Consider the following 24,420-nt stretch of genomic DNA (forward strand, 5'->3'; position numbering starts at 1 on the left):
CCGGGCGTCGAAGCTCTTAAACATCCATCCTAATCCAACTGTATATCCAAGAGGACAGCTATGAATCTCGATCAACTCGTCGCGACCGCCAAAGCCATGGTCGCCCCCGGTAAAGGCATTTTGGCAGCGGATGAAAGCACCGCCACCATTCGTTCGCGCTTTGATGCCATTGGCGTTGAATCCACCCCCAACACGCGTCGCGACTATCGCGAGATGTTGTTCCGGTCGGAAAAGGCGATGAAGGACCATATCTCGGGCGTGATCCTCTATGACGAAACCATTCGCCAGTTCGCCCGCGATGAGTCGCGCTTGGTCGATATCATCAAGTCGCATGGCGCGATCCCTGGCATTAAGGTCGATTTGGGCCCGCGCGAAATGCCTTTCTTCCCGGGCGAGCGGGTCACCGATGGCTTGGATAATTTGCGCGATCGTCTGCGCGACTATTATGTGCATGGGGCCCGCTTTGCGAAGTGGCGTGCCGTGATTGATATTGACGCCCGTCGCCCAAGTGCCGGTGCGGTCAAGGCCAATGCGCATGCTTTGGCGCGCTATGCGGCTATGTGCCAAGAAGAAAACATTGTGCCGATCGTCGAGCCCGAAGTCCTGATGGACCTCGATCATGACATTAATCGCTGCTTTGAAGTCACCGAATATGTGCTGAAGAGCACGTTCCAAGCGCTTTATGAAATGCGGGTGCAATTGGAAGGCATCGTCTTGAAGCCAAATATGGTGATCGCCGGCCGTAAGTGTAAAACACAAGCCAGCGTTGATGAAGTGGCCGAAAAGACCGTTCAGTGCTTGAAGAATACGGTGCCCTCGACAGTCACCGGCATTGCCTTCTTGTCGGGCGGCCAGTCTGACATTGATGCGACGGCCCATTTGAACGCGATGAATGCCATGCATGCGCTTCCGTGGAACTTGACCTTCTCCTATGGCCGTGCGCTGCAGGCTGCCCCGCAAAAGGCGTGGTCGGGCAAGGAAGAAAATATCCCAGCCGCCCAAGCCGCTTTCTACAAGCGCGCCCATATGAATGGGCTCGCCTCGCTCGGCCAATGGTCGCGAGAGCTGGAAGACAAATAGTCAAAGGCTTAAGCCTGAAAGAATAGGGCACCAGATCGTCGGTCTGGTGCCCTTTTTGTTAGCTTGCAAGGCCCGCAATCGCTTTAGCCGTGGCAATCCAAGCAGGATGGGTCGAGATTGGGACGCACAGGATCTGCACCGCAATGATGGCGATAGCGCCCCAAACCGTGACCGGATGAAAGCGGCCAAGAACCCGCCGATCATAGATCAAAAAGGCAATCAGCAAGAGATCAATCACCAGCGAGGGTGGGAGTGTGACAAACACAGGCGGTGGTCCAACCGCACCGGGCGGGGTCATCAAGACCGCAAAGGGCCGCGCCATCGGGGCTTCCAAGAGCGGCACAAAAGAAAGGCTCATCAAACGGCTATGCCACTCAGGCCGATGCACATTCATGATCGCCAGCGTGATAAAGGCCGTGATGATGGCAATGCCTGAGAAAGTTACGATGGAAAAGGAGGCGGCTTGGGTGGCAAAGCCCGTTAGCTCGCCCTGTTTGATCGTATTAATGGCCGCCAAAACAATCGAAATGGCGAGCGCGGTAAATAGTGAGACCCCGGCTATCCCCCAGCTTCGATGGTCTGCCATTTTGCGATTGGCCACAAAATTGACCTGCACGGCATAAAAAAGCACCCACGCAAATAAGAGGAAGCCGTGAATGTGCAGGATGGGTTTTCCGGCAAAGCTGCCATCCATCAGCTTTAGCCAATAGGTCGGGATAAAGCCGCCAAAGGCCACGGCGACAAACACCCACGCCATCATCTGATAAAAGCGCCGTGGCTTCTGAGTTGTTTCAACTGTTGTCATCATCGTCCCCCCAATAAAGCGCGCTGCCCGCCAAACCGAACAGGCGGCCTGTTCTTTCACGCCATGTGGCCAATCGCCTCCCGCCACGCCTCAATCGAGGATGTCGCCTGATAGTCACGCTGCATCTCAGAGGTGAGGACTTCAATCATGGTGGAATTTTCAATCCAGAACTCGATCACGTCAAACATGCCACCGCGCGAACAGCGCACAGACCGCCAGTTTTCACGCTGGGCGATGGCCTCGATGGCTGATTGAGGTTTATGGCATTGGATCGCCAGATGCGTGGCACCATAGCGGGCGGGCTGCTCAAGATCTGTTGTGTCAAACATGGCATCGTCCACCCCGGGAACCAGCGCCCGACCCCGGGGATAGACCTCAATGCCAGAGCCACGCTCATCACCTGCCATGGCGATCCAAGCCCCCGAAACAGGGGCAAACGGTAAGGCTTCTCCATCCCAAAGCTCAGCTAAGACAGAGGCGACGTGTTTTGGATCGCCCGCAGAAATAGAGGCATGTAAAATCATCGGATACTCCTACAAAGTGCCGTTACGGGCGGCAGTAAAGATGGCTTGGATGGCCCGGCGTGCGATCTGGCCGGACTGGTCGCCCGAAAGGTCCCAATAATCGCGCATGGTAAGCCAAGCGGTGGCAGATTGGATCAGTTGTACGCTGGCACACACCGTCAGCACCAAGTCTTCTGAAGCGTCTGGGCCAAGCTCGGCCCGTACTGCGCGGCGGATCGCGGCTTGGCGTTCATCATTGCGCGCCAAGGTCATAGCCCTGCCTTGTGGCGAGAGGACCGCGCCGCGCATGATTTCGGCTTCTTCGTCAAAGGCAGGAAAGGCCTTCACGGGAAAGTCGAGCAGCGCAGCCAAAGTATCGGGGAAGGCCTCCTGGCCCAGTCGCGCCTTATGGGCGCGCCACCATCCCTCCAAAAGGGCGTCCTTATTGGGGAAGTGGCGATAAATCGTCCGCTCGCCCAAGCCCGCCATTCGGGCGACTTGGGTAAAGGTTAGCTCTGTGAGTTCCACGTCTTCAAGACAACGGCCGACCGCATCCAAGATAATCTCGGCAGTGGCGTCACGCTGGCGTTCGCGGTGGGTTTTGCTTAAAACTTCTTCCATGACAGTGATACTGTCATGATGACAGTTAGACTGTCAAGTACAATCTGACGGCGCTAGCGGTCCTGCAAAAGCCGGTCGATATAGTCGCGCTCCGTCTTGTCGCGCTGCGGGTCTGCTTGGCGGCGGCGCAATTCATCGCGCACATCGCGGGCGCGCCGCTTTTCAACACCGTCTGGGACTTTGGTAGCTTTGCCATCATCTTGTTTCGGCAACGCACGGCCAAGCGGGTCTGTCTCGCCACCCGCACCTGCTTGACCCTGTGGGCTCGACTCTGCGGCCTGCCTCAGCGCCTGTAACGCGCGCGCTTGGGCGTCTTGCGCGCGATTGAGGTCGCCTTCGCGCAAGGCTTGAGCGGCCTCACGCATGGCTTCGGCGGCTTGGCTCCTATTTTGGTCTTCCGCGCTTTGCTCTTGGGATGGATCGTTCGGGCGCTTACCGCCCAAAGCATCCGCCAACCCCTCTTGCTGATTGGCCAGATCTTCTGCCCGCTGACGGGATTGGTCAGAGGGTGGGGTTTCGCCCAATTGCTCGGTCTGGTCCGACAGGGCCCGCTGTTGCCGCATGGCATCGTCAAGAGGCCCGCCTTGGCCTTGACCATTTGCTTGGCCAGACCCACCGGGGGCCCCTGGCTGGAGGTTTTCAAGCAACTCGTCCAATTGGTCCAATTGCGCCAAAGCCTCTTCGCGCGAACCGGAACTGCCGGATTCTTCTAATTCCCGTAGGCGGTCTTCCAAATCGCCCGCGCTAATCTGTGGGCCGGATTGGCCTTGTTCGCCGCCTTCACCAGAAGCCCCTTGTTCGGCCAATTCCTGCAATCGCTCACCCACTGCTTCGCGCAATTCTTGCGTCAATTGCTGGATTTCTTCTGGCGTAGCGCCTTGTTCCAGCGCTTGTTTGAGGGCTTCACGCGCTTGGGCGATTTTCTGTTGGGCCGGGGTCTGGTTGCTCGCCTCAATCTGTAACGCCATCTCCCACAAAATGGGCGCGACGCTATGGGCGTCCGCGACATCGCGTGCGATGCTCAGCCGTTCGAGCGCATAATGCAGGCTCAATTGCCCCAGATCGCTCAAGCCCAATTGCTGCATCGCTTCGGCAATCGCTTCAAGGCGACGGGTGGCTTCGGCGATGCCCGGTGGGGCACCGGGCTGCGGGTCGGTCAAGTCAAGCTTGATGGGGCCGAGGTTAAATACATCGCTTGCCGCTCCGCCCACGTTTAAGGGTTCAAACAAGGTGGCAAAGACCGGCAGCGGGCGCTGGTAGGGTCGCGCCTCGCGCAAGATCAGGAGGCGGACCTCTTGTAAAGCCGCCGCAAGGCTTGATTGCCAAGTCCGCTCGGGCAGGGTGAGCTTCATGGTCTCTGACGCGGTTTCTTGACCCAAACCATCGCGCACCACGATTTGGGCCTCCACCGTCAGGCCCGCCAAAGCATGGTCTGCAACCTCAACAAAGACCCGTCGCGCCCCGTTCTCGCCGGCAGCCCCCTCGAGGGGGATGGGCGTATCAAAGACGGAACGACCGGCCAGTCCTTCGGGGACTTTCACTGGGCGGATGCGCACAAAGGCTGCGGCAAGGCCATAATCATCACTGGCTTGAAACGCGATATCGAGCCGACCTTTGGGGTCAATTTGGATCGGTTTGGGTAAGCTGAGCTGGGGCTTCTGATCTGGCGTTGCTTCAATATGCCATTGGGCACGCGTGCCGAGGCGATCCAGCTTCAAGGTGCCAGAGCGGGTAATCTCAATCTGGCCTTGCCAGGCTGCACCCTGCGCCGGGCTTAGCCGCGTGCTGCGCGAGGGCCCGCGCAAGACCGGTGCCCCGCGCGCGCCATCGACACGGGCGGTCACTTTAGACCCGACCGGCAAAGACACCTCGCTTTGGCTGCGGTCGAGCCGGATGAGGGGTAGGCCCGTATAGGCGGGCGGTTCAGCCCAAACTTCGACCACCAAGTCGCTGTCGCCGACCAAGGGCGATAAATCAAACGTCAAGGCGCGTACACTCGCCACCGGGTTCAACCAGCATAATCCAAGCGCCGCCATGAGGGCTAAAGCCTTGGCGGCATCTTGCCATAAAAGCTTCGGTTTCACGGGCGTGGATAAAGCGGCTGCCGCCTTGATCAGGCGCGCTTGGTGCCAGGACCATAAGGCATCATCGCCACTGATGCGCCGATCCTCTCCCCCCGTCAGCGGACGTAGTTCCTGTAGGCCTGCTGCTTCTTCAAGCGCGCGCCCGGCCTCATGCTCACCCATTGGATGGAAGAGTTTCCAGCCGCGCCAGAACAGATAGGCACTGAGGAGCCAAGTTAAGCCCGCGCCAGCTGAGACCAGCGCTGCGGGCAGGCCCTCAGTTAGGCTGCCTGCTGCGCCCATGATCGCAAGCAGGCACAAAGGCGGCCACAGCGTTCTAAGGCCCTTGACCAGCGCATCGGCACGCATGGTCCGCGCAATCGCACGACGCGTCGACAGGGGAGGGGTGGTTGGCGCTAACACGTCACCCCTCTAGCACAGAGGCGGCTTGTTTGTGAATCGATTTGAACGCCACGACCCAGCCGGGTTCAAGGCTTGCTGGCAGCAGGTTTTGGCTTGGCGGCAATGGCTTCTAATTGCGCCAAAAGGCGGTCGGCATCGGGCGATGAACCCTTTGAGACGCGCGCCCATTGCACCGCAAGTTCGAGATTTTGCGGCGTGCCTTCGCCCTTGGCATTGACCAGAGCCCAGTAAAAGGCCCCGTCCATATCCCCGCCTTCGGCGGCCGTTTTAAACCAGTTTGCGGCGGCCTTTAGATCGCGGGCCACGCCGCGCCCTTGGTACAGCATCAGGCCATAATCAGCCGAAGCATCAGCACGCCCTGCCTGGGCGGCTTGGCGCAAAAAACCGATGGCTTTCAAGGGATCATCCATCGGGTCGGGATCGCCATCGGCATACAGGATGCCCGCAGCATAGGCCGCATCGGCATCGCCATAGCTGGCGGCTTGCGCGTAAAGACTGGCAGCTCTCGTACGATCTTTTGGGCCTGCGGCACCGGAAAGAAACAAATCGCCTAAAGGTGCTAACGCGTCTCTGCGGCCATTGGCTGCCGCGCGCTGGAGCATGGCAAGCGCTTCACCCGGTGATGATCCGCCCTTCCGGGCCAGCCCTAAGCGCGCCAATCCCAACATCGCATCACTATTGCCACCCGTGACGGCACGGCGATACCATCGCACCGCAGCCTCGGGCGTGGCGGCATCTACCAAGCCTTGCTCATAAATAGAGCCTGCTAAGGCGGCAGCCTTTGGATTACCACGCGAGGCAAGGTTTTCAGCTTGGCTGAGTGCATCGCGATACTGACCCGCCCGCAAGGCAGATAGGGCAGCTTCCAGCGCACGTTGATCGGCTTCAGCTTCAATGGCCATCGGGCTTGCGGGGGCTTGCGCCATCGCCTGCCCGGGCAACACAAGGGCCAAGCCCACAAGAGTCTGGCGCAGACGGCTTAGGCGCATGCGTCAAAAATCTCCTTAAAGGCAGCACTGGCTGCAACCGGGCCTTGCGGCCAAGACCATATCCCAGCCGACACAGCCAAGAAGTCTGCGCCAGCTTTCACAAGCTCTGCCCCGTTATCGGGGGTGATACCACCAATGGCTACGCATGGAATTTCCATAATCTCTTGCCACCACGAAAGTATGTCCAGATTGGCGCGCGTTGGTGCCACTTTTGTGGCGGTGTCGAAAAAAGCACCAAAAGCGACATAATCGGCCCCAGCTTCGGCGGCTTCCATCGCCAGATGGCGGCTATCGTGACAGGTGACGCCAACGATCCCATCCTTGCCAACATGTTTGCGCGCCGCGGCGACAGTGCCGTCCGACTGGCCAATATGCACCCCGTCTGCCCCTGCAAGCTTTGCCAGATCGGCGCGGTCATTCACAAGGCAAGCCACGCCTAAGTCCTGGGCCAGGGGAAAGATTGCCGCAGCTGCGGCCAGAATTTCAGCATCACTGGCTTCTTTCAGGCGCAATTGCAGGCACGCCACATCGCCAGCCTCTATGACCGCCTGCAGGGTCTTGGCAAAATGATCTAAATTCTCAATTTTCGGCGGCGTGATGAGATAGAGTCGCGATTTTGGACGGTCCGACACGAAGTTATGGCTCCTAAAGGGTGATTGGGCAGAACAGATAGCGGACAGATGCCGACATTGTGAGATGCACAACCACTGAGAAACAGGCACATGACGCGCCTTCAACGATTTCAGAGATGTCTATGACCCAAGCCACGCCTCCCGCCAAGCCTGCCCCCAACACCCAGCGTGGTTTTTTAGCTTGGGTTGAACGGGTCGGGAACCTGTTGCCCGATCCGGTTATGATCTTTGTCTGGCTGATTGGCTTCTTAATGGTGCTGTCGGTGATTGGCTCGGCGCTGGGCTGGTCGGCGTCTCTCGAATTTGCCGGGGAAAAGCCACCCGCAGGGGCGGTCTTGAAAGATGGGATTCTCATCTTTGAAGCCACCAGCCTGTTCACGGAAGACAATTTGAAGAAGTTGATTGTCGATATGCCCCGGACGCTAACGGGCTTTGCGCCGCTGGGCGTGGTTTTGGTTGTCATGCTGGGTGCTTCGGTGGCCGAACGGGCAGGTCTGTTCAGCGCCCTGATCCGCAACAGCTTGCGCGATTTGCCCCGCGCATTCCTAACCCCCGTCGTCTGCTTGATCGGCATGACCAGCCACCATGCGTCTGACGCGGGTTATGTGGTTTTCATTCCCTTATGCGGCTTGGTCTATGCCGCGGCGGGTCGCCACCCGCTGGTGGGGATAGCCGCCGCTTTTGCTGCCGTGTCGGGCGGCTTTGCTGGCAATATCACGCCCGGACAGCTCGACGTCTTGTTATTCGGCTTTACCCAAGAAGCTGCCCGCATCATCGACCCAACTTGGACCATGAACCCCTTGGGCAATTGGTGGTTCATTTTGGCTATTGTGGTGTTGTTCACCCCCATCATCTGGTTCATCACCGACCGGGTCTTGGAACCCCGTTTAGGGCCATGGGCGGGCAGTCCTGACGATGATCTGAAGGCGGAATTAGCCAAGTCTGTTGTCACCCCCGAAGAAAAGCGCGGCTTGGCTTGGGCGGGGCTTGCAGCTCTCTTGGTCATTGGCCTGTTTGCGGCTTTGTCCCTGTGGCCGGGCTTTACCCCACTGATTGATGAGAGCCAGAAGGGCACCGCCCAGCTGCAACCTTTTTATCAGGGTCTGATCGCTGCCTTCACCTTGATCTTCCTTCTGGGTGGCATCGCCTTTGGTGTTTCGGTGAAGTCCATCCGCTCCTCGTCGGATGTGGTAAGCATGATGAATGAGGGCATACGCTCGCTGGCCCCCTATATGGTGTTTGCCTTCTTTGCCGCCCATTTCATTGCCATGTTCAGCTGGTCGAACCTTGGCCCGATTGCGGCGATCAATGGGGCAGCAGCCTTGAAGGAATTAAGCCTGCCCGCACCCTTCCTGCTGGTCTGCGTCCAAGCTTTCTCGTCCTTCCTCGACCTGTTCATCGGCTCAGCTTCGGCGAAATGGAGTGCGATGGCCCCCGTTGTCGTGCCCATGTTCATGCTGTTGGGGATTTCGCCCGAGATGACGACGGCCGCCTATCGCATGGGCGACAGCTATACCAATATTGCCACGCCCTTGATGGCTTACTTCCCGCTCGTCCTCGCCTTCTGTCGGCGGTGGGACAAGAATGTTGGCGTCGGTACGCTGTTGTCCATGATGTTGCCCTTTGCCTTGGCCTTCATGGTTGCCGGCATGGCGATGACCGCAGCTTGGGTCTATTTCGACTGGCCTTTGGGGCCGGGTGCCACCGTTCAGTACACGCTGCCAGGGGCCAAATAGAGGCCCCTGATTAGCCGCGCTGGAATGGATAAAAGTCTGAACCCAAGTGCATAATTTGGGTTAGCTCGTCCAAAGCGGTCCGCCCTTCAAGAAGAAGGGCGGGGTCGGCCAAATCGTCTGGCCCCAAGGTCTCGCGATAATGGCGGTTCACCCACGCGACCAGATCGTCATAGAGCGACCCATCAAGAACCGCCCGAGCGCCTAATGCCCCCAGCTTGGCCTCATCCAGCACCACCCGCAGCCTTAGGCAAGCTGGGCCACCGCCATTGCGCATGGACTGGCGCACGTCAACAAATTGCACCCGACCGATGGGTCCATTGCTGGCCACCAGCTTTTCGAGATAGGCATGGGTGGCCGCATTCTCGCGGCATTCTTCCGGCGCGATCAGCACCAAACGATCTTCGCCCGGCATCGACAGCAATTGGGTGTTGAACAAATAGGATTTGATCGCGTCTGCTAAAGGCACCTCGGCTTCTGGCACCTCGACAATCGCCACCTCCATCAGGCCATCGCAGGCCCGCTTGATCGCCTCATAAGCGCCCAGCCGATCTTCAAAGGCATGTTCGTGACAGAACAGAACCTGCAAGCTCGCCACCGCCACCACGTCATTATGGAAAGCCCCCGCTTCAATGGCTTTCCGGCTTTGTTGCAGGTGCAGGACGCGCGCAGGGGCTAGGCCATGACGGCGGGCAATGGCTTCGCCCGTCTGCAAGGTTTGGCGGGCCGGAAAGCGCGTTTCTTGCTGGCCAAAGCCATTTCGGCCCCAAACGAAAATCTCAACCCCCGCCTCGCCATGGCTGGCACATAGGCGCATGTGGTTGGCAGCCCCCTCATCGGCAAACAAGGGCTGATAGGGCAGGGCTTTGTGCACGGCAAACTGGGTCGTATTGGCAAAGATGGCCCGTAAGCTGCGCTCAGTTTGACTGGCTTCCAAGGCGCGATGGGGCATGGTCAGAAGATTGGCCGGGCTGAAATGCAGGCGGCCATCGCTGCAATCGGCGGCTGGCGAGACGGTCGCCGCATTGGCGGCCCACATTTGCGCCGAGGAGGAAACATTGCGCACAAGCGCCGGATCTGCCTTCCAAGCTTGTGCAAGAATCTCAGCGTCAGAACCGGAAAATCCAATGGCTTTCAGCGTGGGCAAATGCGGGCGTTCATGGGGTGGCAACAGGCCTTGAACAAGGCCCGCATCGGCAAGCCTCTTGGCTTTGGCAAGGCCTTGAAGCGCCCCTTCCTTTGGTCGCGAAATAGCGGTTGCATTGGCGGCTGAGGCCAAATTGCCGGTGCTGAGCCCGCCATAATTATGGGTTAAACCAACCAAACCATCGAAATTTGCTTCAAACGCCAAGACCGACCCCCGTGAGGTGTTTCAACCACGGGCTATAGACATAGGCTTTGGTGTCAAGCCTGTTGTGCCAGCAATTTGGCGTGCTGCGGCCGGTCTCCCCGAACCAATAGCCAAAGGCCAATCCCCAAATTGCTCAACAAGGTGACCGCGAAAGCCATTGAGCTTGGGATGTGGGTGTCTGGCCATCCAAGGGTCACGATCGAACTTCCCAGAATGAGGATGGCACCCACAATGGCAATGGCGGATAAAAGGCGCGGCAAGAGGCGGGCTTGAAACAAGATGAAAAAGCCAATCAAAGTCGCCAAAGCCAGTCCCATCGCCCCCAGGTCAAAGGCTGCATTGGAAATATCGCGCAGCACCCGGTGCAAGGCCTCTGCGCCCGCCTGTCCCAAAAGATTGGGCGTTGTCTGATTGTCGACCAAGGCAAAGCGGATGGCCCAGGCCACAGTCGCGCAAACGGCTTCAAACAACCGCCAGCCTAGAACGAGCCCCGCAGCCAGACGGCTAAATGGTGCGATCCACAGGGCGAAGGTGACGGCAAGCCCGACGCTCAAGAGGCTTGATGCCCCATAGCTTAGCAGGGCGAGACGATAGAGGCTTTCGTTTTGGGCGATCTTCGCGCCCGTGGCGGCAAAGTCACCGGCTATCACAAAGCGACTGGCGATTTGAAACCCGGCCATATGGGTGAGGGTCACGATCAGGAGGAGGAGGCCAGTTAGCCGTGCGAGCGTCCAAAACTGCAGCCGAGTGGTCATAGGTGTGGCCCGATGTCAGAGGAATAAAAAAGGGCCACCGACGCGCGGTCGATGGCCCTGTGTGTGCGATAGTCTCTCTGGCCCTACAAGGCGCGGCGGCGGCGGATCTCGCTGGCGGCATAGGTGAAGGCACCTGCTACCACCAAGCCGATCCAGAAGCTGGGCTCTGCCAAACTTTTCGACAAATGCGCCAGCACGTCAGCGACTGGGATGGTGGGGATATGGTCGCTGCTAGGCTCAACCATACGGCCCATACCATTGGTCATTGGCTCTCCGATCAGACGGCCAACAGGTTCCCACAGCGCGTCGAGGACTTTGTCATCATCATCACCGCGATAGGCAATGGCCATATAGACCAGGGGAACCACGAACAGGGGGGCAAAGGCTGCCACGAAGGGCATTTTTGGGGCCCAAGCGCTGACCATCGTCACCCAGCCATAAACTGGCAAAGCCCAGCCAATATAGATCAAGAGTCCGACCGCCAGAACCGTCCACAATTTCGTGGCATTGAGGAAGATCGTCGCCGCGCTGATGCCCGTGATCCCAACATTGCCGATGGTCGCAACCGCAAGACCCGTGATGGCAATGTGCAAGGCAATTGTCACCGCAAAGGCGAAGAACAACCCAATACCCACGATGGAAACAAGCTTGGCACTGGTTGTCTGAAGATCGCTGACGGGCATCGATTTCCAGAACAAGATGGTGCGATCCTTGCGCTCGTCATGAAGCGCCCCTGCGAGCACAAACAGGATCGAGATCAGGGCAATGGCCAAGGGCAAGGCCGCTGCGACTGCCGTGCCGACGGGGAGAATGGCTTCAAGGCCCGCTTTTGCCTTCGGGTCAATTGTTTGGTCCAAGGTTTTGGTTTCGCCATCGGGGCTGGTGATGGTGATTGTTCCATCTGGGCTGCGTTTGACGGTCGCTGTGCCTTCGCCCGTATCAACGATCACCCCACCTTTAACACCTTGATGCTGTTGTTGGGTGGCAAAATCCTCAGGGTCAAAGCCAAAGCGGGCATTGCCGGTCAGGGTCGCAAAAGTTGTTACCACAAGCAGGATCGCCGCGATCACGATGGGGGTGATGACCAAGGCACCACGATTATCGGCCATATCCCGCCGAATGAGGGTCAAAAACTTGTTCATGAGAACACTCCCGCAGGAAGGGTAAAGCTGATAACAGCGGTTTGAATATTCAGGCCAGAGGCGGGGTCAAACGACCATTCGACGCCACCAACCCCTAAGAGGATGAGGCCAACCAGCGCCAAAACGAAGCCGGATGTGCGTGCCAGTTTGACGACAATGTCGCCACTGGAGGGGGTTAAGCTGCGGTTGGCACCTGTGCCGGAAGCGTTTGCAGCTTTGCCCGGAAAGGGTCGGCCTTCGGCCGGTGCCTGACGTTGGGCTAAGGTAAAGAGTAAACCCGTAATCATCATCTCCCCCTATTGTGCCAAAGCGACAAACAAATCGGCGAGGCCGACCCGACGCGGTTCGCCAAAAGCCTTCAAGCGGTCGGCGGGAACCCCGTCGAAAACATAAGTGGTGCGCCCAAGGAGCGAGCGACCATAAAGGGGGCGCAGGGCTTCGGCTTCGGCCTTTTGGGTGTCCAGAACATCGACGGCCAAAAAGCGCTCTGCAATGACGTCCATCGAGGCATCGAGCGTAACTGCGCCATCCCGGATGAAAATCGCATGGCTTAAGATGGGCTCGACTTCATCGACTTGGTGGGTCGTGATGATCACCGTGCGGGTCTCGTCAAAGAAGTCCGACAAAATGGCATCATAGAAGCCGCGACGGTTGACGATATCGAGGCCCAGCGTGGGCTCGTCTAACACCAAAATGCGCGCATCAATCGCCAGGGCAATCGCCAAATGGACTTGCACAATCATGCCCTTGGAGAGCGACTTGACCTTGGAGTCCAATTGAACCGTTGTGGTTTTGAGGCGGGCCACAGCTTTGGCTTGGTCAAACTTTGGGTGCAGGCCCGCGACCCAATCCAGCAGGTCCGCTACTTTGGCCCAGCGGGGTAGGGTGGCGACATCGGCGATGAAGCAGACTTGCTCCATCAAAGCGGCCCGCTGCATCAAAGGGTTCATCCCCATGACGTGCAGATCACCTTGATAGTCAGACAGACCGAGCAGGCAGTTGAGCAAGGTGGACTTACCGGCACCATTGGCCCCAATTACGCCGACGATGCGGCCGGCTGGGATCTCGAGGTTGGTAGGCTTCAGCGCTTGCTTCTTGCCGTAATTCTTCGCTAAGCCCTTGGCTGAAATCAATACTTCCGTCATTGCCCATTCCCCTCAACATCTTTCAGCAATTCCTGCACGCTTAAGCCCAAGCGCTTGATCCGTGTGACCACGACCGGCCATTCTTCTTTTAGGAAAGTATTGCGTTCGCTGGCGCTTAAGCCTTTGCGCGCGCCATCGATCACAAACATGCCGAGCCCCCGGCGACGTTCAACCAGACCGTCATCGGCCAATTCTTGATAGGCCTTTGACACCGTCAGTGGATTAACTTGAAGGTCTAAAGCCACCTGCCGAACGGACGGCAAAGGCTCTCCTTCCTTTATACCGCCATCCAGAATGGCAGACAGGACCCGGTCCTTGATCTGCCGCCAGATGGGTTGATCGTCGCGCCAAGCTTGCGTCATAGACAACTCCCATTAAGCCGGAACTTGCTGTTCTAGCGTTCTGGTGTGTTGGTATAGTAATACACCATCCCTGTCAAGCGACTTTTTTGAAAGGGGGTGCAGTGCGTTCCACGCTCACAATGTCATCCCAGCCGGAATGTCGTGGAGCGCGGGGACCTCAGGGGATTTGGGCTTCCCTCTCCTACCGGGAGAGGGGCTTTTCCATCTGGATCCATTTTCACCAAAGCGCCTTTAAGTTTGCGGAAATACCCCTTCACCGCCTTCGGCGGAGCTTCCCCGCGAGCGGGGAAGCGGCGTGTCCCCACTGCTGCCGCTTGCCGCTTCCCCATTTCATGGGGAAGCTGGCCGCGAAGCGGACTGAAGGGGTTTTACACTTACCCTGTCATCCCAGCGGGAACGTTGTGGAGCGCGGGGACCTCAGGGGATTTGCGGCATAAGATCCCGGATCGGCTGCACCATCGAGGACTTGCAACCCCTTCTAAAGCGTCACCGCACCGGACGGGCTCGGGCGGCGCTAAAATAGATGGCATTCATGACCAGCGAATCGAGGCCATCGGCCATGCCGCGATAGGTCGGGTCGATGGTGAAAGCGACGACATAGCCGCGCCCCCGCGACTGGACGGCCAGCGCCGGTTTGAACGCCAATTGACGGCCAATATCATCCCACACAATCCCGCTCGCCTTGATCTGGTCTGGCCCAGCAAAGCGCACCACATTGTCGCCGACATCGGCAGTCAGCGGACGGTAAATGTCAGAGCCCGCCACCATCATATGCAGGCGCGGCGCAAGGCCGGCGGTTAGCCAATGATCCTTGGCGGTTTCGCCGCGCAGGATGGCACCATCCAGTTCGGTGGGATCGCGGCTGGTTTCCACAATGGCCTGCTTATAGGTCGTTTCGTCAGGAAAATTAATGCCGTCAACGCCAGAGGCCCCCGGCTTGATCTTGGGTTCGGGTAGGCGGGCGCGTACCTCTGCCTCGGTCACAGTTGCCTGCTCGCGGCGCAAGCCGATGAGATCGACATCGGGGTCTGCCAACCAGCCCGTCGCGGTGCCAAGCGAGATCAGGACCCCGCCATTTTGCACGAAGTTACGCAGATTGCGGGCACCAGCTTCACCCAAAGCCGCCCCATAGCTGCCCTCGCCATCGGGCAGGATAATGACATCATAGGCGCTCAAGGGCTGGCTCGCCAAACGTCGAATCCGCGCCGGGGTGACAGGCACGCCAAATTTGCGTTCTAGAACATAACGCGTCGCCCCGGCCGAATTGCGGTCTGCCGGGCTGTCCCACGCCAACAGGATACGCGGGTTGCGCAATTTGACCGCTTTGTCAGAGCCAAGGCTAGGTCCATCGGTGACCCAGGACGAATTAAAGCCTGTCAGAATGGCACCCGTCTCGGCAGCAAGGCTTGAAAGCTGGCTGGTGAGGTCGGCCCCATTCTCGCTGCGGGTGACCACCAAACTGCCTGCCGGATAGGTTCTGCCTTCCAAGGTGAAGGCCTCTTCCATCTTGCGAATGGTCAGGCCGCGCTGCAGCGCTTTGGCCATAAAGCGGGAGGTGGCGGTTGAGCCTGAGGCCGCCACAAAGGCGACTTGTGCCTCAGGATTGATGACTTGGCCGGGCTGGATCATGGCGTTGCTTGCCTTTTGGCTTGCTACGCTCGGATCGGTGGTGCAAGCGACCGCCTCCACATTATAAAGGAAGGGCAAAGACCAGCCCGTCACATCATAAATCTGATCCCCAAGGCCCGCGCGCCGACGGCGCTGTTGTTCGGCGACAAAGCTTGCCTCCATCGCCGTATCCGGCTCCAACAAGTTGCGGATTAAACGCTTGGTGGGTTGTGCGGCTGAAATGACATAGGAGCCAGCGGCAAAGGTACGGCCACAGGCGGTGAAATTGGTCGTGCTCCGATTAACCTCAATGCCTTGCCGGGAGAGCAAAGCGGCCAATTTGTCGGTGCTGGACTGGTCGGTCTGGCTTGGCAGAATATAGGATTTCACAGCCTCACTCTTACCTTCGGCAATCGCTGAGCGGCGGAACTCGTAGAAGGAACGCACAAAGCGCCCGCGCTCGCGCGCAGCCACCTCGATGGTCGATAAGACGGCGATGAATTGGCTTTTGACGGTGTCGCGGAAGGTAAATTGGCTGCCGTCCGATCGTTTCGCCACCATGCCACGAGAGGAGCCCTGCTCAAAGGTCATGGAGATGGTGCCTTGGGCCGTCGGCCACCCGTCACCATAGCCCGGATAGAAGAGGTCATAGCTCTCACGCGTGAAATAGGGCAGGCCGAATTTGTCGAACCAGCGGCCATTATTCTGACCCAAGAGATTTTTCAGGGCGAGTTGCTCACCCGTCACATGAGGATTGATGGGCTGGGCTTCAGGCGGGAAGAAGAAGCTGCGGTCGCTGCCCATCTCATGGCTATCGACCATAACGACGGGGAAATAGTTCAAGATCGCCGCTGTGTGCCCCCGCGTCTCGGGCTGGGTTAGAGCAAACCAGTCGCGGTTAAGGTCAAATTGCATGTGATTGACGCGCCCACCGGGCCAAGGCTGGTCGCGCTCAGCCGATAGAGGGTCACCATTGGGGATCATGCCGGTGCCACCCAAATTGGTGCCGATAAAGCGATCACGGCCATCGGGATTTTGGATCGGCACAATGATGATAAGCGTGTTGCGCTTGATCTCAGCCATGCGCGGGTCGCCGCGCGCGGCCAGCAAGTGATAGGCAAGCTGGAGGGCAGAATCAGCCGGTCCAATCTCGTCGCCATGGACCGAATAGGCGAGCCAGACGACAGCCGGGTGGCGCGCGATAATGGCTTCGGCCTCCCCGGCAGCCAGCTTGCGCGGATCGGCAAGCTTTTGCGCATCAGCTTGGATAGCGTCGAGATTGGCAATTTTATCGGGGCTACCAATGGCCGCATAGATTAAGCGCTTGCCCTGCCACGACCGACCATAGTCGAAAATCTTCATCTGATCGGGGGCGTAGGCGGCCAGCGCCTCAAAATAGCGGATGATCTGGGCGTGGGGCGTGATGGCTTCACCAATCTGATAGCCCAAGACGCTTTTGGGAGAGGGGACGGCCGGGTCGTAATTGGCACCGGGCCAGTAAAAATCGGCTGGCACGGGCGGGACCGTCCCGACGGCACCGAGTTCCTCATGCGGGATAGCTTGGCTTTGGGCGTAGCCCGCCGCAGGCATCAGGGCTGTTGTGGCGATTAAGGCCAGCATCAATCGAGATTTGAACATGTTACGCCCCCAATTTGCGAAAAGCCGATCGGCGGCTCTAGGTCTAGAGCGCCCGCACAGGGCGTTCAAGCTTTTGGGGTGTTTCTTGTCGGCTCTGAATTAGGCAACAATCGCTTCGTCGTGATGATCAGACCCTTCGCTCATTTGCGTTGCGCGCATCAGGGCATTGGCAAGGGCTTCAGCACTGATGGGTTTGGTCACGAAATCGGTCATGCCAGCGGCCATACACTGGTCGCGATCTTCCTTGCGCGCATTCGCGGTCAAGGCGACGATGGGGGTATGGCGATTGAGGCCATGGCCTTCACGGACCCGCCGTGTTGCGGTCATGCCGTCCATGATTGGCATTTGCACATCCATCAGGACGACATCAAAGGCCTGTAACGCCATCGCTTCCAGCGCCTCGACGCCATTAGTTGCCCACACGGTGTGGACTGGCCAGAGATCGAGCATGGCTGCGAGAATTTGCCGGTTGAGCGCATTATCATCGACGGCCAAGACTTGGAGGGGCCGACTGATCTCGCTTTCCCCAGCCGTTTCTAAAATCGCATCTTCCTGTTCGAGCGTCGCTTCAAACCGCGCTTCGAATAAGAAGATTGAGCCTTTGCCCGGTGTAGAGGCAAGGGTCAGATCGCCTTGCATCTGCTGGGCCAAAGACTTGGCAATGGCAAGGCCCAGGCCCGTGCCGCCAAAGCGGCGCGTGATGGTACTATCTGCCTGGATAAAGGCTTTGAAGATGGAGTCTTGACGGTCCAAGGGGATGCCGACACCGGTATCCTCAACCTCAATACCCACGCGGCATTCCCGCCCCTCAGTAACGCTGGTCAACCGGATTGTGACGCCGCCTGAGACGGTAAATTTCACCGCATTGGAGACCAAATTAAACACGATCTGGCGCAAGCGGGTGGGGTCGCCAATCACCATGTCCCAGTCCAGCCGCGAGGTGTCGATCTTGAGGTAAAGACCCTTGGATGCCGCGTGTGGCCCCCACAAAGTATCGAGTTCGCGTGCCAATTGCTTGAGGCTGGTCGGATGTTTTTCGATTTCAAGCTGGCCTGCTTCAATCTTGGCGTAATCCAACACGTCATTGACCATCGCCATCATCAAGCGACCGGCTTCATTGAACATGCGCACATAATTGGCTTGGGTATCATCCAGCTTGGTCCGCGCCATCAGTTCGGCTGAGCCTAACAAGGCGTTCAAGGGCGTGCGCAACTCATGGCTCATCATCGCCAGGAAGCTCGATTTGGCTTCATTGGCATGCTCAGCGGTTTGCTTGGCAATTTCGAGCGCTTCCTCGCGTGCGCGCCGTTCGGTCTCATCGCGCAGGGCGATGATGCGGAAGGCTGTGCCATCAACCGTCCCCAAGCTGAAGGTCGCCGAAATCGGCACTTCATGGCCTGCGCAATGGCGACCATTGAAGGTGCAGACCCGGCCTTCATTGAGGTGGGCTGGATCGATAAAGCGTGCAATCGGGGTGCCTGCCACCGCGCGCGCATCTTCGACGCCAAAGGCGTGGGCCGCGGCATGGTTCATCAGCAAGATCTGATTATCTGCGTCCAGCGTGATCAAGGCATCACGCGATTCAAGAATATAGCGCGTCAAGGTCTGGCGGGCTTCCAGCGCAATCTGCGCGTTCAGCTCCGCCATTTCCTCTGACATGAGGGTGATAGAGCGTTCAAGGCGATGGCGCGCGCGTGCATCATCATCATAGGCTGATGAGATCAGAGCGTAGAGACGCTCTTGATCCAAGACCCCATGTTGATCGGTGCATTGTTCGATCTGGCGCGCCAGCAGGCTGTGCATTAGGCCGCCTCAAACACCGTGACAGTCATGGTCTGGTTGTGCAGATTACATGTGCCTTGGAAACCATTGGGGGAAATTTCGCCGTAGGAGTAGAAGCCCGCATGGGCGATGCCGCCGAGGGCGTCGACCACCGCGCGCACTTCTTCGGTCGCCCGCTGTCCCAAAAGCAAGCGCCGTCCAATGCACGAGACCAGCATCGCAAAGCCCGCATTTTCGCCACCGGCTGCAGCAAGGCCTGCCTTGCCTGCCCCTTCGATCAGACCATTGGTCTCGCCCACCATCAATTGCGCGGTCCAGCCTTCGGGCATATCGCCAGCAAAGGTCATGGCCCCGGTTTCTTCGTCAATGCCAAGGATCGTGCGGACGACGGTGTCGGCCGGATTGGCCGGATTGCTGACCTGAAGCGGATAGAAGAGGGCCGAGCCCGGCAGTTTCTCGGCTTCATCGCCAAGATAGCGCTTATAAAGCTCAAGGGCTGATTTATTGTCGAGTTGGTAGAGGGTGTTGCCGTCCGACTTGGTGATCTTGCGCATCGGGCCAAAGACTTCCCAGCCACCGAAGGAGCCAGTGCGCAGGCGCAAGCCCGTGCCAAAGAAGGCCACAGCGACAACTTTTCCGGGGCTCATCGGGCCCGAACAGCCGACCAAGGTCTCGCCGAACCGGTCTCCATCGCCTGCCAGACCGCCATTGATCGAGGCATGAGGGCCCAAGATGTTGCGGAAGCCTTCCACCAAGGCCGACCCATTCACCCGCGCCCCGTCGGAAACGATGAAAACACCGGCAAGGTCTTCGCCATGGAAGCGGCTGGCAAGGGCCTCGCCAATGCCAAAGCTCTCGCTGGCGGCGGCAATATCGGCCTCAACCACCTGAATACTCACATTGTCAAAGCCCAAAAGCGCAGCAAACCCGCCGCCCACATAGGCTTGGCCATTGGCAATTTCGCCACCGGTGGTGCAGCCAATCACTTGGGCATGAGGCAAAAGAGCCTTTAGTTCCGCAAAGGCAGTGGTGGTACGAGCAACTTCTGGATCGAGGAAGGCGAAGACGACTTCAAAAGAGTCTGGATCGAAGCCCGCTGGGACGTGCCAGCCGCCTTGTTGAAAATGCAAAACATGGTGGCGCATCTGGTCCCCCCCTTATTCTTTCGAGGGCCATTTAACGCTAAAGTGATTGACATTTCGTTGCGCGCGGCCCGTTATTGCAAACAGACCGCGCTTAAACCTAATAGGCGTGGAGCTTTGCCCAGCGATCGCGGTGGAACCCACTTGATCCGTAGACGGTTTCTAAAACCCGTGCCCGTTTCAAATAGAAGCCACTGTCATGGGCGTCGGTCATGCCGATCCCGCCATGCATTTGGATCGTTTCATTGGTCACAAGTTGCAAAGTGTCACCTGCCCGGGCCTTTGCCAGACTGACGGCTTCGCCAACCCCTTTGCCGCGCTCAATGGCGTCGATGGCTGCAACCACACAGGATTTGGTCAATTCGATCTCGACCAGCATGGCCGCTGCCCGGTGTTGTAGGGCTTGGAATGAGCCAATCAGCTGACCAAATTGCGTGCGGGTTTTGAGATAATCATGCGTCATGTCAAAGCTCGCCCCAATGAGGCCCATCATTTCGCAACACAGCCCAATTCGGCCATGATCGAGAATGAGGTCGAGTGTCGCCTCGTCCAAGGGCTTGCCGCCCAGATAGGCCGCATCATCCAGCGCGACGGCTTCAAAGGTCACATCTGCCAAATCGCGGGAATCAACCCCGGATAAAGCGTGGCGTGTGACGCCTTCTGCCCCGCCAGCCACCAAAAAGGCCCCAAGGCCCGTGTCGGTTTTGGCGATCACGATCAGAGTTTGGGCGTGCGCCCCATCGGGCACAAAGCGCTTCTTGCCCGAAAGGCTCCACCCCTTGGCGGTTTTGGTTGCTTGGGTGTCGATCTTGTGCGGGGCATGATGGGCCCCTTCATCCAGCGCCAAGGCAAAGCTGTGGCTGCCGTCAGCGATCTTGGGCAAATAAGCGTCTTTTTGGGCGGCATTGCCCTGCAGCTTCAAAATGGTTGCACCCATCAAGCCGGTTTGAAACAAGGGCGAGACGCCCAAGGTGCGGGCTTGGGCTTCTAAGACGAGGCCCATGGCGCGCAGCCCCATGGCCGAGCCGCCATGTTGTTCCTCGATCGAGGCTCCTGCAAAGCCCATCGCCCCAATCTCGCCCCACAGGGCAGGATCAAGGGTTTCTTTGGCGTCGCGCAACTTGCGGAAGCTGGCCACGGGCGCATTATCGGCGAAAAACCCGTCGGCCGCGTCTTTCAGAAGGGTTTGGTCTTCATTGAGTGAAAATGCCATGGGGGTCCCTCCTATTGATGATCGCGCAAGCCAAGCACGCGCTTGGCCACGATGTTTAGATTGACTTCCGAGGTGCCGCCTTCAATCGAATTGGCCTTGGCGCGCAGCCAGTCACGTGTGACCTTTAGCGCTTCTGGGCGATAGCCTTCGCCCTCCCAGCCCAGACCTTCCATGCCCAAGGCTTCTACCAAAAGCTCTGTCTTGTCTTGGTTGAGCTTGGCGGCTGCAATCTTCAGGACTGACGCATAATGTGAGACTTCGGCCCCGGCCTTTGCCTCTTCTTGACCCCGACGCATGGTCAGATGGAAGGCACGCTCATACATGCGCTGCTTGGTGATGCGCGACCGCAGATCACTATTGGCCAGCTTGCCATTTTCCAAGCCAATCGATTCCTTGGCAGCATCGACCAGATCAAGGCCAGCACCGCTGCCAAAGCCCGACGCCGAAATATTGGTGCGCTCAAATTGCAGGATGCGTTTGGCAACATCCCAGCCCTTATTCTTAGGGCCCAGCATCTGGCTGGCAGGCACGCGCACATTTGTCAGGAAGGTCTCGCAGAAGGTCGACGCGCCTGAGATCAATTTGATTGGCCGGGCTTCTACGCCGGGGGTCTTCATGTCGAACAAAAGGACAGAGATACCCTCGTGCTTTGGCGCATTGGGTTCAGTCCGCACCAAGCACAACATCCAGTCGGCATGATTGGCATAAGAGGTCCAAACCTTCTGCCCATCAACGACATAATGATCGCCATCAAGGACGGCGCGCGTTTGCAGCCCTGCGAGGTCGGAACCAGCCCCTGGCTCTGAATAGCCTTGGCACCACCAGGTGCGGCCATGCACCATGTCTGGCAAATAGGTTTGTTTTTGCTCTTCGGTGCCGAATTCCAAGATGACCGGGCCGAACATCCAGATGCCAAAGGACAAAAGGGCAGGGCGGGCATGGATGCGGCGCAATTCATCCTGCAGCACGCGGTTTTCTTCCCCGGTTAGGCCACCGCCGCCATAGGCTTTCGGCCAAGTCGGTGCTGTCCAACCCTTTGAGGCCATAGCTTCCAACCAAGCTTTTGAGTCAGGGTTTTTAAAGGTGGCGTTGCGACCACCCCAAACCGTTTCGCTCTCAGGCATGGGGGTGCGCATAGAGGCGGGGCAATTGGCTTCCAGCCAAGCCCGCGTTTCGTGTCGAAAAGTCTCAATGTCGGTCATGATGCCTCCGCTCACCTTGATGGGCCGCCTCTGATGGGCGTTAGCGTTTAATTAGAACCCTTGGCAGGCGCTGACTAGCCCCCAAACTGGGCTCATTGCGCGTGCAGCTTCTAGCGCATCGGGCCAGACATCGTGCCGGTTTTAAATCCCAGCAAATTCACCGCATGGACCAGCATAAAGAGGGCTGCGACCCCGCAGATCAGCGACACGGTCGTCCAAGGGATCAGGCGAACTTTGCCAAATTGTGCGGGTCTTGAGGCGCGCCACGAAGCAAAGGCAAATCCGCATAGGCTGGTCACCATAAGAATTAAGGTTGCTGCCCAATCCAATGCTGCGGCTCGCTGATTGCAGGTTGATGTTTGGCAGAAATGGCCTTGCGTAGCCTTGCCTCTGCGCCATGCTTGGTTTTGTCCCAGATTGAAGGCGAAAGATAGATGCGCCAAATCGCCCGACACAGCGCGGGGACCTGACAGGCTTGGTAGAGAGGGAAGGCAAAACAGGCGGTCCAAAGATCGCGCCGCCCGTCTCGAAGAACCGCTATGAGGCCGACATAGGCTTGGCTGAGCCCCATGAAACACGTCCATAGGGCTATATGGCCCCACTTGCCATCGACAGCTTGTCCAAGGGCAGCGAGGCTTGAGAGCAGCATCACGGCTGCATTGAGCGGCCCAGAGCCCAACCCCAAAAAGAAGGTTAGCATGCCAGCACCACCCAGTTGTTTGGCTAATCTCCTGGGCATACGCAGATGCACACTAATGGTTTGCATATGGCCTTGTATCCAGCGGCCCCTTTGGCGCACCCAGCCGCCAAAGGTCGGGGCCCCTTCTTCATAAGTTGCACTTTGAATTAAGCTGCTCTTCAGGCCATGGCGGGCAAGCCTAATCCCCAAATCAGCATCTTCGGTGACATTATACGGATCCCACCCGCCAACAGCGCGCAAAAACGCGATATCAAAATGGTTTGAGGTGCCGCCGAGCGGCAGAAAATGCGACAGATGGACGAGGGCAGGCAAGATCAGGCGGAACCATATGGCATAGTCCAAGGCAAATTGACGGCTGATCCAGCTTTCCTTCTCATTCCAGATCACCAGCGGGGCTTGCACCACGGCCAAATTGGCCGGACCAGTCTGAAAGGCCTGCCACGCCTCATAGATTTGACCGGGCGCGGGCAGGTCTTCGGCGTCATACACGGTCAAATAGCGCCCGCGACAAAAGGGCAGCGCCGTCTGTAAGGCTTTTGGCTTAGTACGCGGGCCGCCCTTTGGAACACGAACCACTGTGAATTGAGTCCGCGTTCGCCAGAGGGCGAGAGCTGCTAGGGTCTCTGTATCATCAGCCTCGCAGGCAAAGACCAAGTCGAGCTTTTCCTTCGGCCAGTCCAGCTTGCCAATCGCCTGCAGAAGTGACGGCACAGAGCCTGCCTCATGATAGAGGGCAATCAAGATGGTCCACATGGGCTTTTCAACGGCCAAGTTGCAGGCGAGATCGGGCGGTGGCGATCTTTCCGGCAGCAAGGTCGCCCATAGTCGAAACAGGCTCAAGCCTAGCGCCATAGACATCAGCGCCCATTCGACGAGTTGGCGGTCTAGGTGCATCAAAGTTGCAATCAGCGTTCCGCTACAGGTCACAAGAATGAGGGTGGCAAGTAGCCGCCCCGCAGGCTTGGCAGCCGATAGTTGAGGGTCGATCTGGGCGAGCCGACACAGCGCTTGTGCCATAGCGCGTGCAACGTCATCTGGGTGGGGATCACCGCCTGACGAAAATGGGGCCTGACCTATGTGGCCTGTCTTGTCTGGGCTTTCTGCCATGTCTCTCGCCTTCCTTTGGCGAAAGACACACCTCCCATTTCAGCAATCGCCCCTTCCCCATGAGTCCAAACAGACCTCAGATTGTCTAGCTATTTTTAGTTGATTCGCTCGCGCCATTGCGTTCAACCTGCAAGCGGGTGGATCAAGCGGTTGCGTGCGTCGGCAGGGCTGGCTAGAAGCGGCTAACGAAATTTTGTGCTGCACAGGGGACATTTCATCCATGAACGTTCATGAACATCAGGCCAAAGAAGTCCTCGCAAGCTATGGTCTTCCCGTTCCTCCAGGCATTGCCGCTTTCTCGGTAGAAGAAGCCAAGGCTGCCGCCGTGAAATTGGGTGGCTCTATGTGGGTGGTAAAGTCGCAAATCCACGCTGGTGGTCGCGGCAAGGGCAAGTTCAAAGAACTCCCACCCGAAGCTAAAGGC

22 protein-coding genes are annotated in these 24,420 nt (G+C 58.2%); 3 read left to right on the forward strand and 19 right to left on the reverse strand.

The features are described 5' to 3' along the window. Positions 1 to 60 precede the first annotated feature (60 nt). Positions 61 to 1,080 carry a class I fructose-bisphosphate aldolase gene (locus IOB61_RS16175; protein ID WP_290818926.1) on the forward strand — a complete coding sequence of 340 codons (1,020 nt, stop codon included), beginning with the start codon at positions 61 to 63 and terminating at the stop codon, positions 1,078 to 1,080. A gap of 58 nt (positions 1,081 to 1,138) precedes the next feature. Here the strand turns inward: IOB61_RS16175 and IOB61_RS16180 are convergent, their stop codons facing one another. The 6 genes from IOB61_RS16180 to thiE all read right to left on the reverse strand — a co-directional run bounded on the left by IOB61_RS16180 (position 1,139) and on the right by thiE (position 7,116). Then, complete coding sequence (locus IOB61_RS16180; protein ID WP_290818928.1) at positions 1,139 to 1,888, reverse strand: hypothetical protein; 750 nt, start codon at positions 1,886 to 1,888, stop codon at positions 1,139 to 1,141. Positions 1,889 to 1,941: 53 nt separating this feature from the next. Next, a complete protein-coding gene (locus IOB61_RS16185; RefSeq protein WP_085341234.1) occupies positions 1,942 to 2,409 on the reverse strand; it encodes a hypothetical protein in 468 nt (155 codons plus the stop codon). A 9-nt stretch (positions 2,410 to 2,418) separates the two neighbouring features. Further along, on the reverse strand, positions 2,419 to 3,009 hold the full coding sequence (locus IOB61_RS16190; protein ID WP_290818930.1) for a TetR/AcrR family transcriptional regulator: 591 nt from the start codon (positions 3,007 to 3,009) through the stop codon (positions 2,419 to 2,421). 53 nt (positions 3,010 to 3,062) lie between these two features. Continuing rightward, positions 3,063 to 5,495 (reverse strand): DUF4175 family protein, encoded by a 2,433-nt coding sequence (locus IOB61_RS16195; RefSeq protein WP_290818932.1) that lies wholly within the window; start codon positions 5,493 to 5,495, stop codon positions 3,063 to 3,065. A 65-nt stretch (positions 5,496 to 5,560) separates the two neighbouring features. Further along, positions 5,561 to 6,484: a tetratricopeptide repeat protein gene (locus IOB61_RS16200; protein WP_290818934.1), complete on the reverse strand. Its 924-nt coding sequence runs from the start codon at positions 6,482 to 6,484 to the stop codon at positions 5,561 to 5,563. Next, positions 6,475 to 7,116 (reverse strand): thiamine phosphate synthase, encoded by a 642-nt coding sequence (gene thiE, locus IOB61_RS16205; RefSeq protein ID WP_290818936.1) that lies wholly within the window; start codon positions 7,114 to 7,116, stop codon positions 6,475 to 6,477. The genes IOB61_RS16200 and thiE overlap by 10 nt, the downstream gene beginning before the upstream one ends. Before the next feature lie 122 nt (positions 7,117 to 7,238). Here thiE and IOB61_RS16210 point away from each other — a divergent pair, with 122 nt between their 5' ends. Further along, positions 7,239 to 8,852 (forward strand): AbgT family transporter, encoded by a 1,614-nt coding sequence (locus tag IOB61_RS16210; protein WP_290818938.1) that lies wholly within the window; start codon positions 7,239 to 7,241, stop codon positions 8,850 to 8,852. Positions 8,853 to 8,862: 10 nt separating this feature from the next. On the opposite strand, the gene astB is transcribed toward IOB61_RS16210, so the two are convergent. The 13 genes from astB to IOB61_RS16275 form a co-directional block, all read right to left on the reverse strand. Next, the gene (gene astB / locus IOB61_RS16215; RefSeq protein ID WP_290818941.1) at positions 8,863 to 10,200 is read right to left on the reverse strand and encodes an N-succinylarginine dihydrolase; all 1,338 of its coding nucleotides are present in this window, start codon (positions 10,198 to 10,200) and stop codon (positions 8,863 to 8,865) included. A gap of 53 nt (positions 10,201 to 10,253) precedes the next feature. Next, positions 10,254 to 10,955, reverse strand: coding sequence for a DUF4386 domain-containing protein (locus IOB61_RS16220; RefSeq protein ID WP_290818943.1), 702 nt, complete (start codon positions 10,953 to 10,955; stop codon positions 10,254 to 10,256). Between the two features lie 83 nt (positions 10,956 to 11,038). Further along, positions 11,039 to 12,097, reverse strand: a complete 1,059-nt coding sequence (locus tag IOB61_RS16225) for a hypothetical protein (protein ID WP_290818945.1) — start codon at positions 12,095 to 12,097, stop codon at positions 11,039 to 11,041. Next, positions 12,094 to 12,384: a hypothetical protein gene (locus IOB61_RS16230; protein ID WP_290818947.1), complete on the reverse strand. Its 291-nt coding sequence runs from the start codon at positions 12,382 to 12,384 to the stop codon at positions 12,094 to 12,096. Before IOB61_RS16230 ends, IOB61_RS16225 begins: the two co-directional genes overlap by 4 nt. A gap of 9 nt (positions 12,385 to 12,393) precedes the next feature. Continuing rightward, a complete protein-coding gene (locus IOB61_RS16235; protein ID WP_290818949.1) occupies positions 12,394 to 13,242 on the reverse strand; it encodes an ABC transporter ATP-binding protein in 849 nt (282 codons plus the stop codon). Further along, positions 13,239 to 13,604 carry a GntR family transcriptional regulator gene (locus IOB61_RS16240; RefSeq protein WP_290803652.1) on the reverse strand — a complete coding sequence of 122 codons (366 nt, stop codon included), beginning with the start codon at positions 13,602 to 13,604 and terminating at the stop codon, positions 13,239 to 13,241. Before IOB61_RS16240 ends, IOB61_RS16235 begins: the two co-directional genes overlap by 4 nt. Before the next feature lie 486 nt (positions 13,605 to 14,090). After that, positions 14,091 to 16,850: a M14 family metallopeptidase gene (locus IOB61_RS16245; protein ID WP_290818951.1), complete on the reverse strand. Its 2,760-nt coding sequence runs from the start codon at positions 16,848 to 16,850 to the stop codon at positions 14,091 to 14,093. A 99-nt stretch (positions 16,851 to 16,949) separates the two neighbouring features. Continuing rightward, the gene (locus IOB61_RS16250) at positions 16,950 to 18,653 is read right to left on the reverse strand and encodes an ATP-binding protein (protein WP_290818953.1); all 1,704 of its coding nucleotides are present in this window, start codon (positions 18,651 to 18,653) and stop codon (positions 16,950 to 16,952) included. Beyond that, the gene (locus IOB61_RS16255) at positions 18,653 to 19,777 is read right to left on the reverse strand and encodes an FIST signal transduction protein (protein WP_290818955.1); all 1,125 of its coding nucleotides are present in this window, start codon (positions 19,775 to 19,777) and stop codon (positions 18,653 to 18,655) included. Before IOB61_RS16255 ends, IOB61_RS16250 begins: the two co-directional genes overlap by 1 nt. Before the next feature lie 97 nt (positions 19,778 to 19,874). Continuing rightward, complete coding sequence (locus IOB61_RS16260) at positions 19,875 to 20,987, reverse strand: acyl-CoA dehydrogenase family protein (RefSeq protein WP_290818957.1); 1,113 nt, start codon at positions 20,985 to 20,987, stop codon at positions 19,875 to 19,877. A gap of 11 nt (positions 20,988 to 20,998) precedes the next feature. Then, positions 20,999 to 22,210 carry an acyl-CoA dehydrogenase family protein gene (locus IOB61_RS16265; protein WP_290818963.1) on the reverse strand — a complete coding sequence of 404 codons (1,212 nt, stop codon included), beginning with the start codon at positions 22,208 to 22,210 and terminating at the stop codon, positions 20,999 to 21,001. Between the two features lie 89 nt (positions 22,211 to 22,299). Next, the gene (locus IOB61_RS16270; RefSeq protein WP_290818959.1) at positions 22,300 to 22,491 is read right to left on the reverse strand and encodes a hypothetical protein; all 192 of its coding nucleotides are present in this window, start codon (positions 22,489 to 22,491) and stop codon (positions 22,300 to 22,302) included. A gap of 5 nt (positions 22,492 to 22,496) precedes the next feature. Beyond that, on the reverse strand, positions 22,497 to 23,996 hold the full coding sequence (locus IOB61_RS16275; RefSeq protein WP_290818961.1) for a glycosyltransferase: 1,500 nt from the start codon (positions 23,994 to 23,996) through the stop codon (positions 22,497 to 22,499). Between the two features lie 220 nt (positions 23,997 to 24,216). Between IOB61_RS16275 and IOB61_RS16280 the strand changes: the two genes are divergently transcribed. Beyond that, on the forward strand, positions 24,217 to 24,420 hold a 204-nt coding region (locus IOB61_RS16280; RefSeq protein ID WP_367272866.1), incomplete at its 3' end, for an ATP-grasp domain-containing protein.

This window comes from Aquidulcibacter sp. (assembly GCF_020253525.1).
GTDB lineage: Bacteria > Pseudomonadota > Alphaproteobacteria > Caulobacterales > Aquidulcibacteraceae > Aquidulcibacter.

Bases quoted from the DNA above. Each gene is read 5' to 3' on its own strand.
- IOB61_RS16255 (WP_290818955.1), bottom strand. From the start codon at position 19,777: ATGCGCCACCATGTTTTGCATTTTCAACAAGGCGGCTGGCACGTCCCA.
- IOB61_RS16225 (WP_290818945.1), bottom strand. From the start codon at position 12,097: ATGAACAAGTTTTTGACCCTCATTCGGCGGGATATGGCCGATAATCGT.
- IOB61_RS16260 (WP_290818957.1), bottom strand. From the start codon at position 20,987: ATGGCATTTTCACTCAATGAAGACCAAACCCTTCTGAAAGACGCGGCC.
- IOB61_RS16250 (WP_290818953.1), bottom strand. From the start codon at position 18,653: ATGCACAGCCTGCTGGCGCGCCAGATCGAACAATGCACCGATCAACAT.
- IOB61_RS16230 (WP_290818947.1), bottom strand. From the start codon at position 12,384: ATGATTACGGGTTTACTCTTTACCTTAGCCCAACGTCAGGCACCGGCC.
- IOB61_RS16175 (WP_290818926.1), top strand. From the start codon at position 61: ATGAATCTCGATCAACTCGTCGCGACCGCCAAAGCCATGGTCGCCCCC.
- IOB61_RS16240 (WP_290803652.1), bottom strand. From the start codon at position 13,604: ATGACGCAAGCTTGGCGCGACGATCAACCCATCTGGCGGCAGATCAAG.
- IOB61_RS16235 (WP_290818949.1), bottom strand. From the start codon at position 13,242: ATGACGGAAGTATTGATTTCAGCCAAGGGCTTAGCGAAGAATTACGGC.
- IOB61_RS16275 (WP_290818961.1), bottom strand. From the start codon at position 23,996: ATGGCAGAAAGCCCAGACAAGACAGGCCACATAGGTCAGGCCCCATTT.
- IOB61_RS16185 (WP_085341234.1), bottom strand. From the start codon at position 2,409: ATGATTTTACATGCCTCTATTTCTGCGGGCGATCCAAAACACGTCGCC.
- IOB61_RS16270 (WP_290818959.1), bottom strand. From the start codon at position 22,491: ATGGTGACCAGCCTATGCGGATTTGCCTTTGCTTCGTGGCGCGCCTCA.
- IOB61_RS16245 (WP_290818951.1), bottom strand. From the start codon at position 16,850: ATGTTCAAATCTCGATTGATGCTGGCCTTAATCGCCACAACAGCCCTG.
- IOB61_RS16210 (WP_290818938.1), top strand. From the start codon at position 7,239: ATGACCCAAGCCACGCCTCCCGCCAAGCCTGCCCCCAACACCCAGCGT.
- IOB61_RS16220 (WP_290818943.1), bottom strand. From the start codon at position 10,955: ATGACCACTCGGCTGCAGTTTTGGACGCTCGCACGGCTAACTGGCCTC.
- IOB61_RS16200 (WP_290818934.1), bottom strand. From the start codon at position 6,484: ATGCGCCTAAGCCGTCTGCGCCAGACTCTTGTGGGCTTGGCCCTTGTG.
- IOB61_RS16190 (WP_290818930.1), bottom strand. From the start codon at position 3,009: ATGGAAGAAGTTTTAAGCAAAACCCACCGCGAACGCCAGCGTGACGCC.
- IOB61_RS16180 (WP_290818928.1), bottom strand. From the start codon at position 1,888: ATGATGACAACAGTTGAAACAACTCAGAAGCCACGGCGCTTTTATCAG.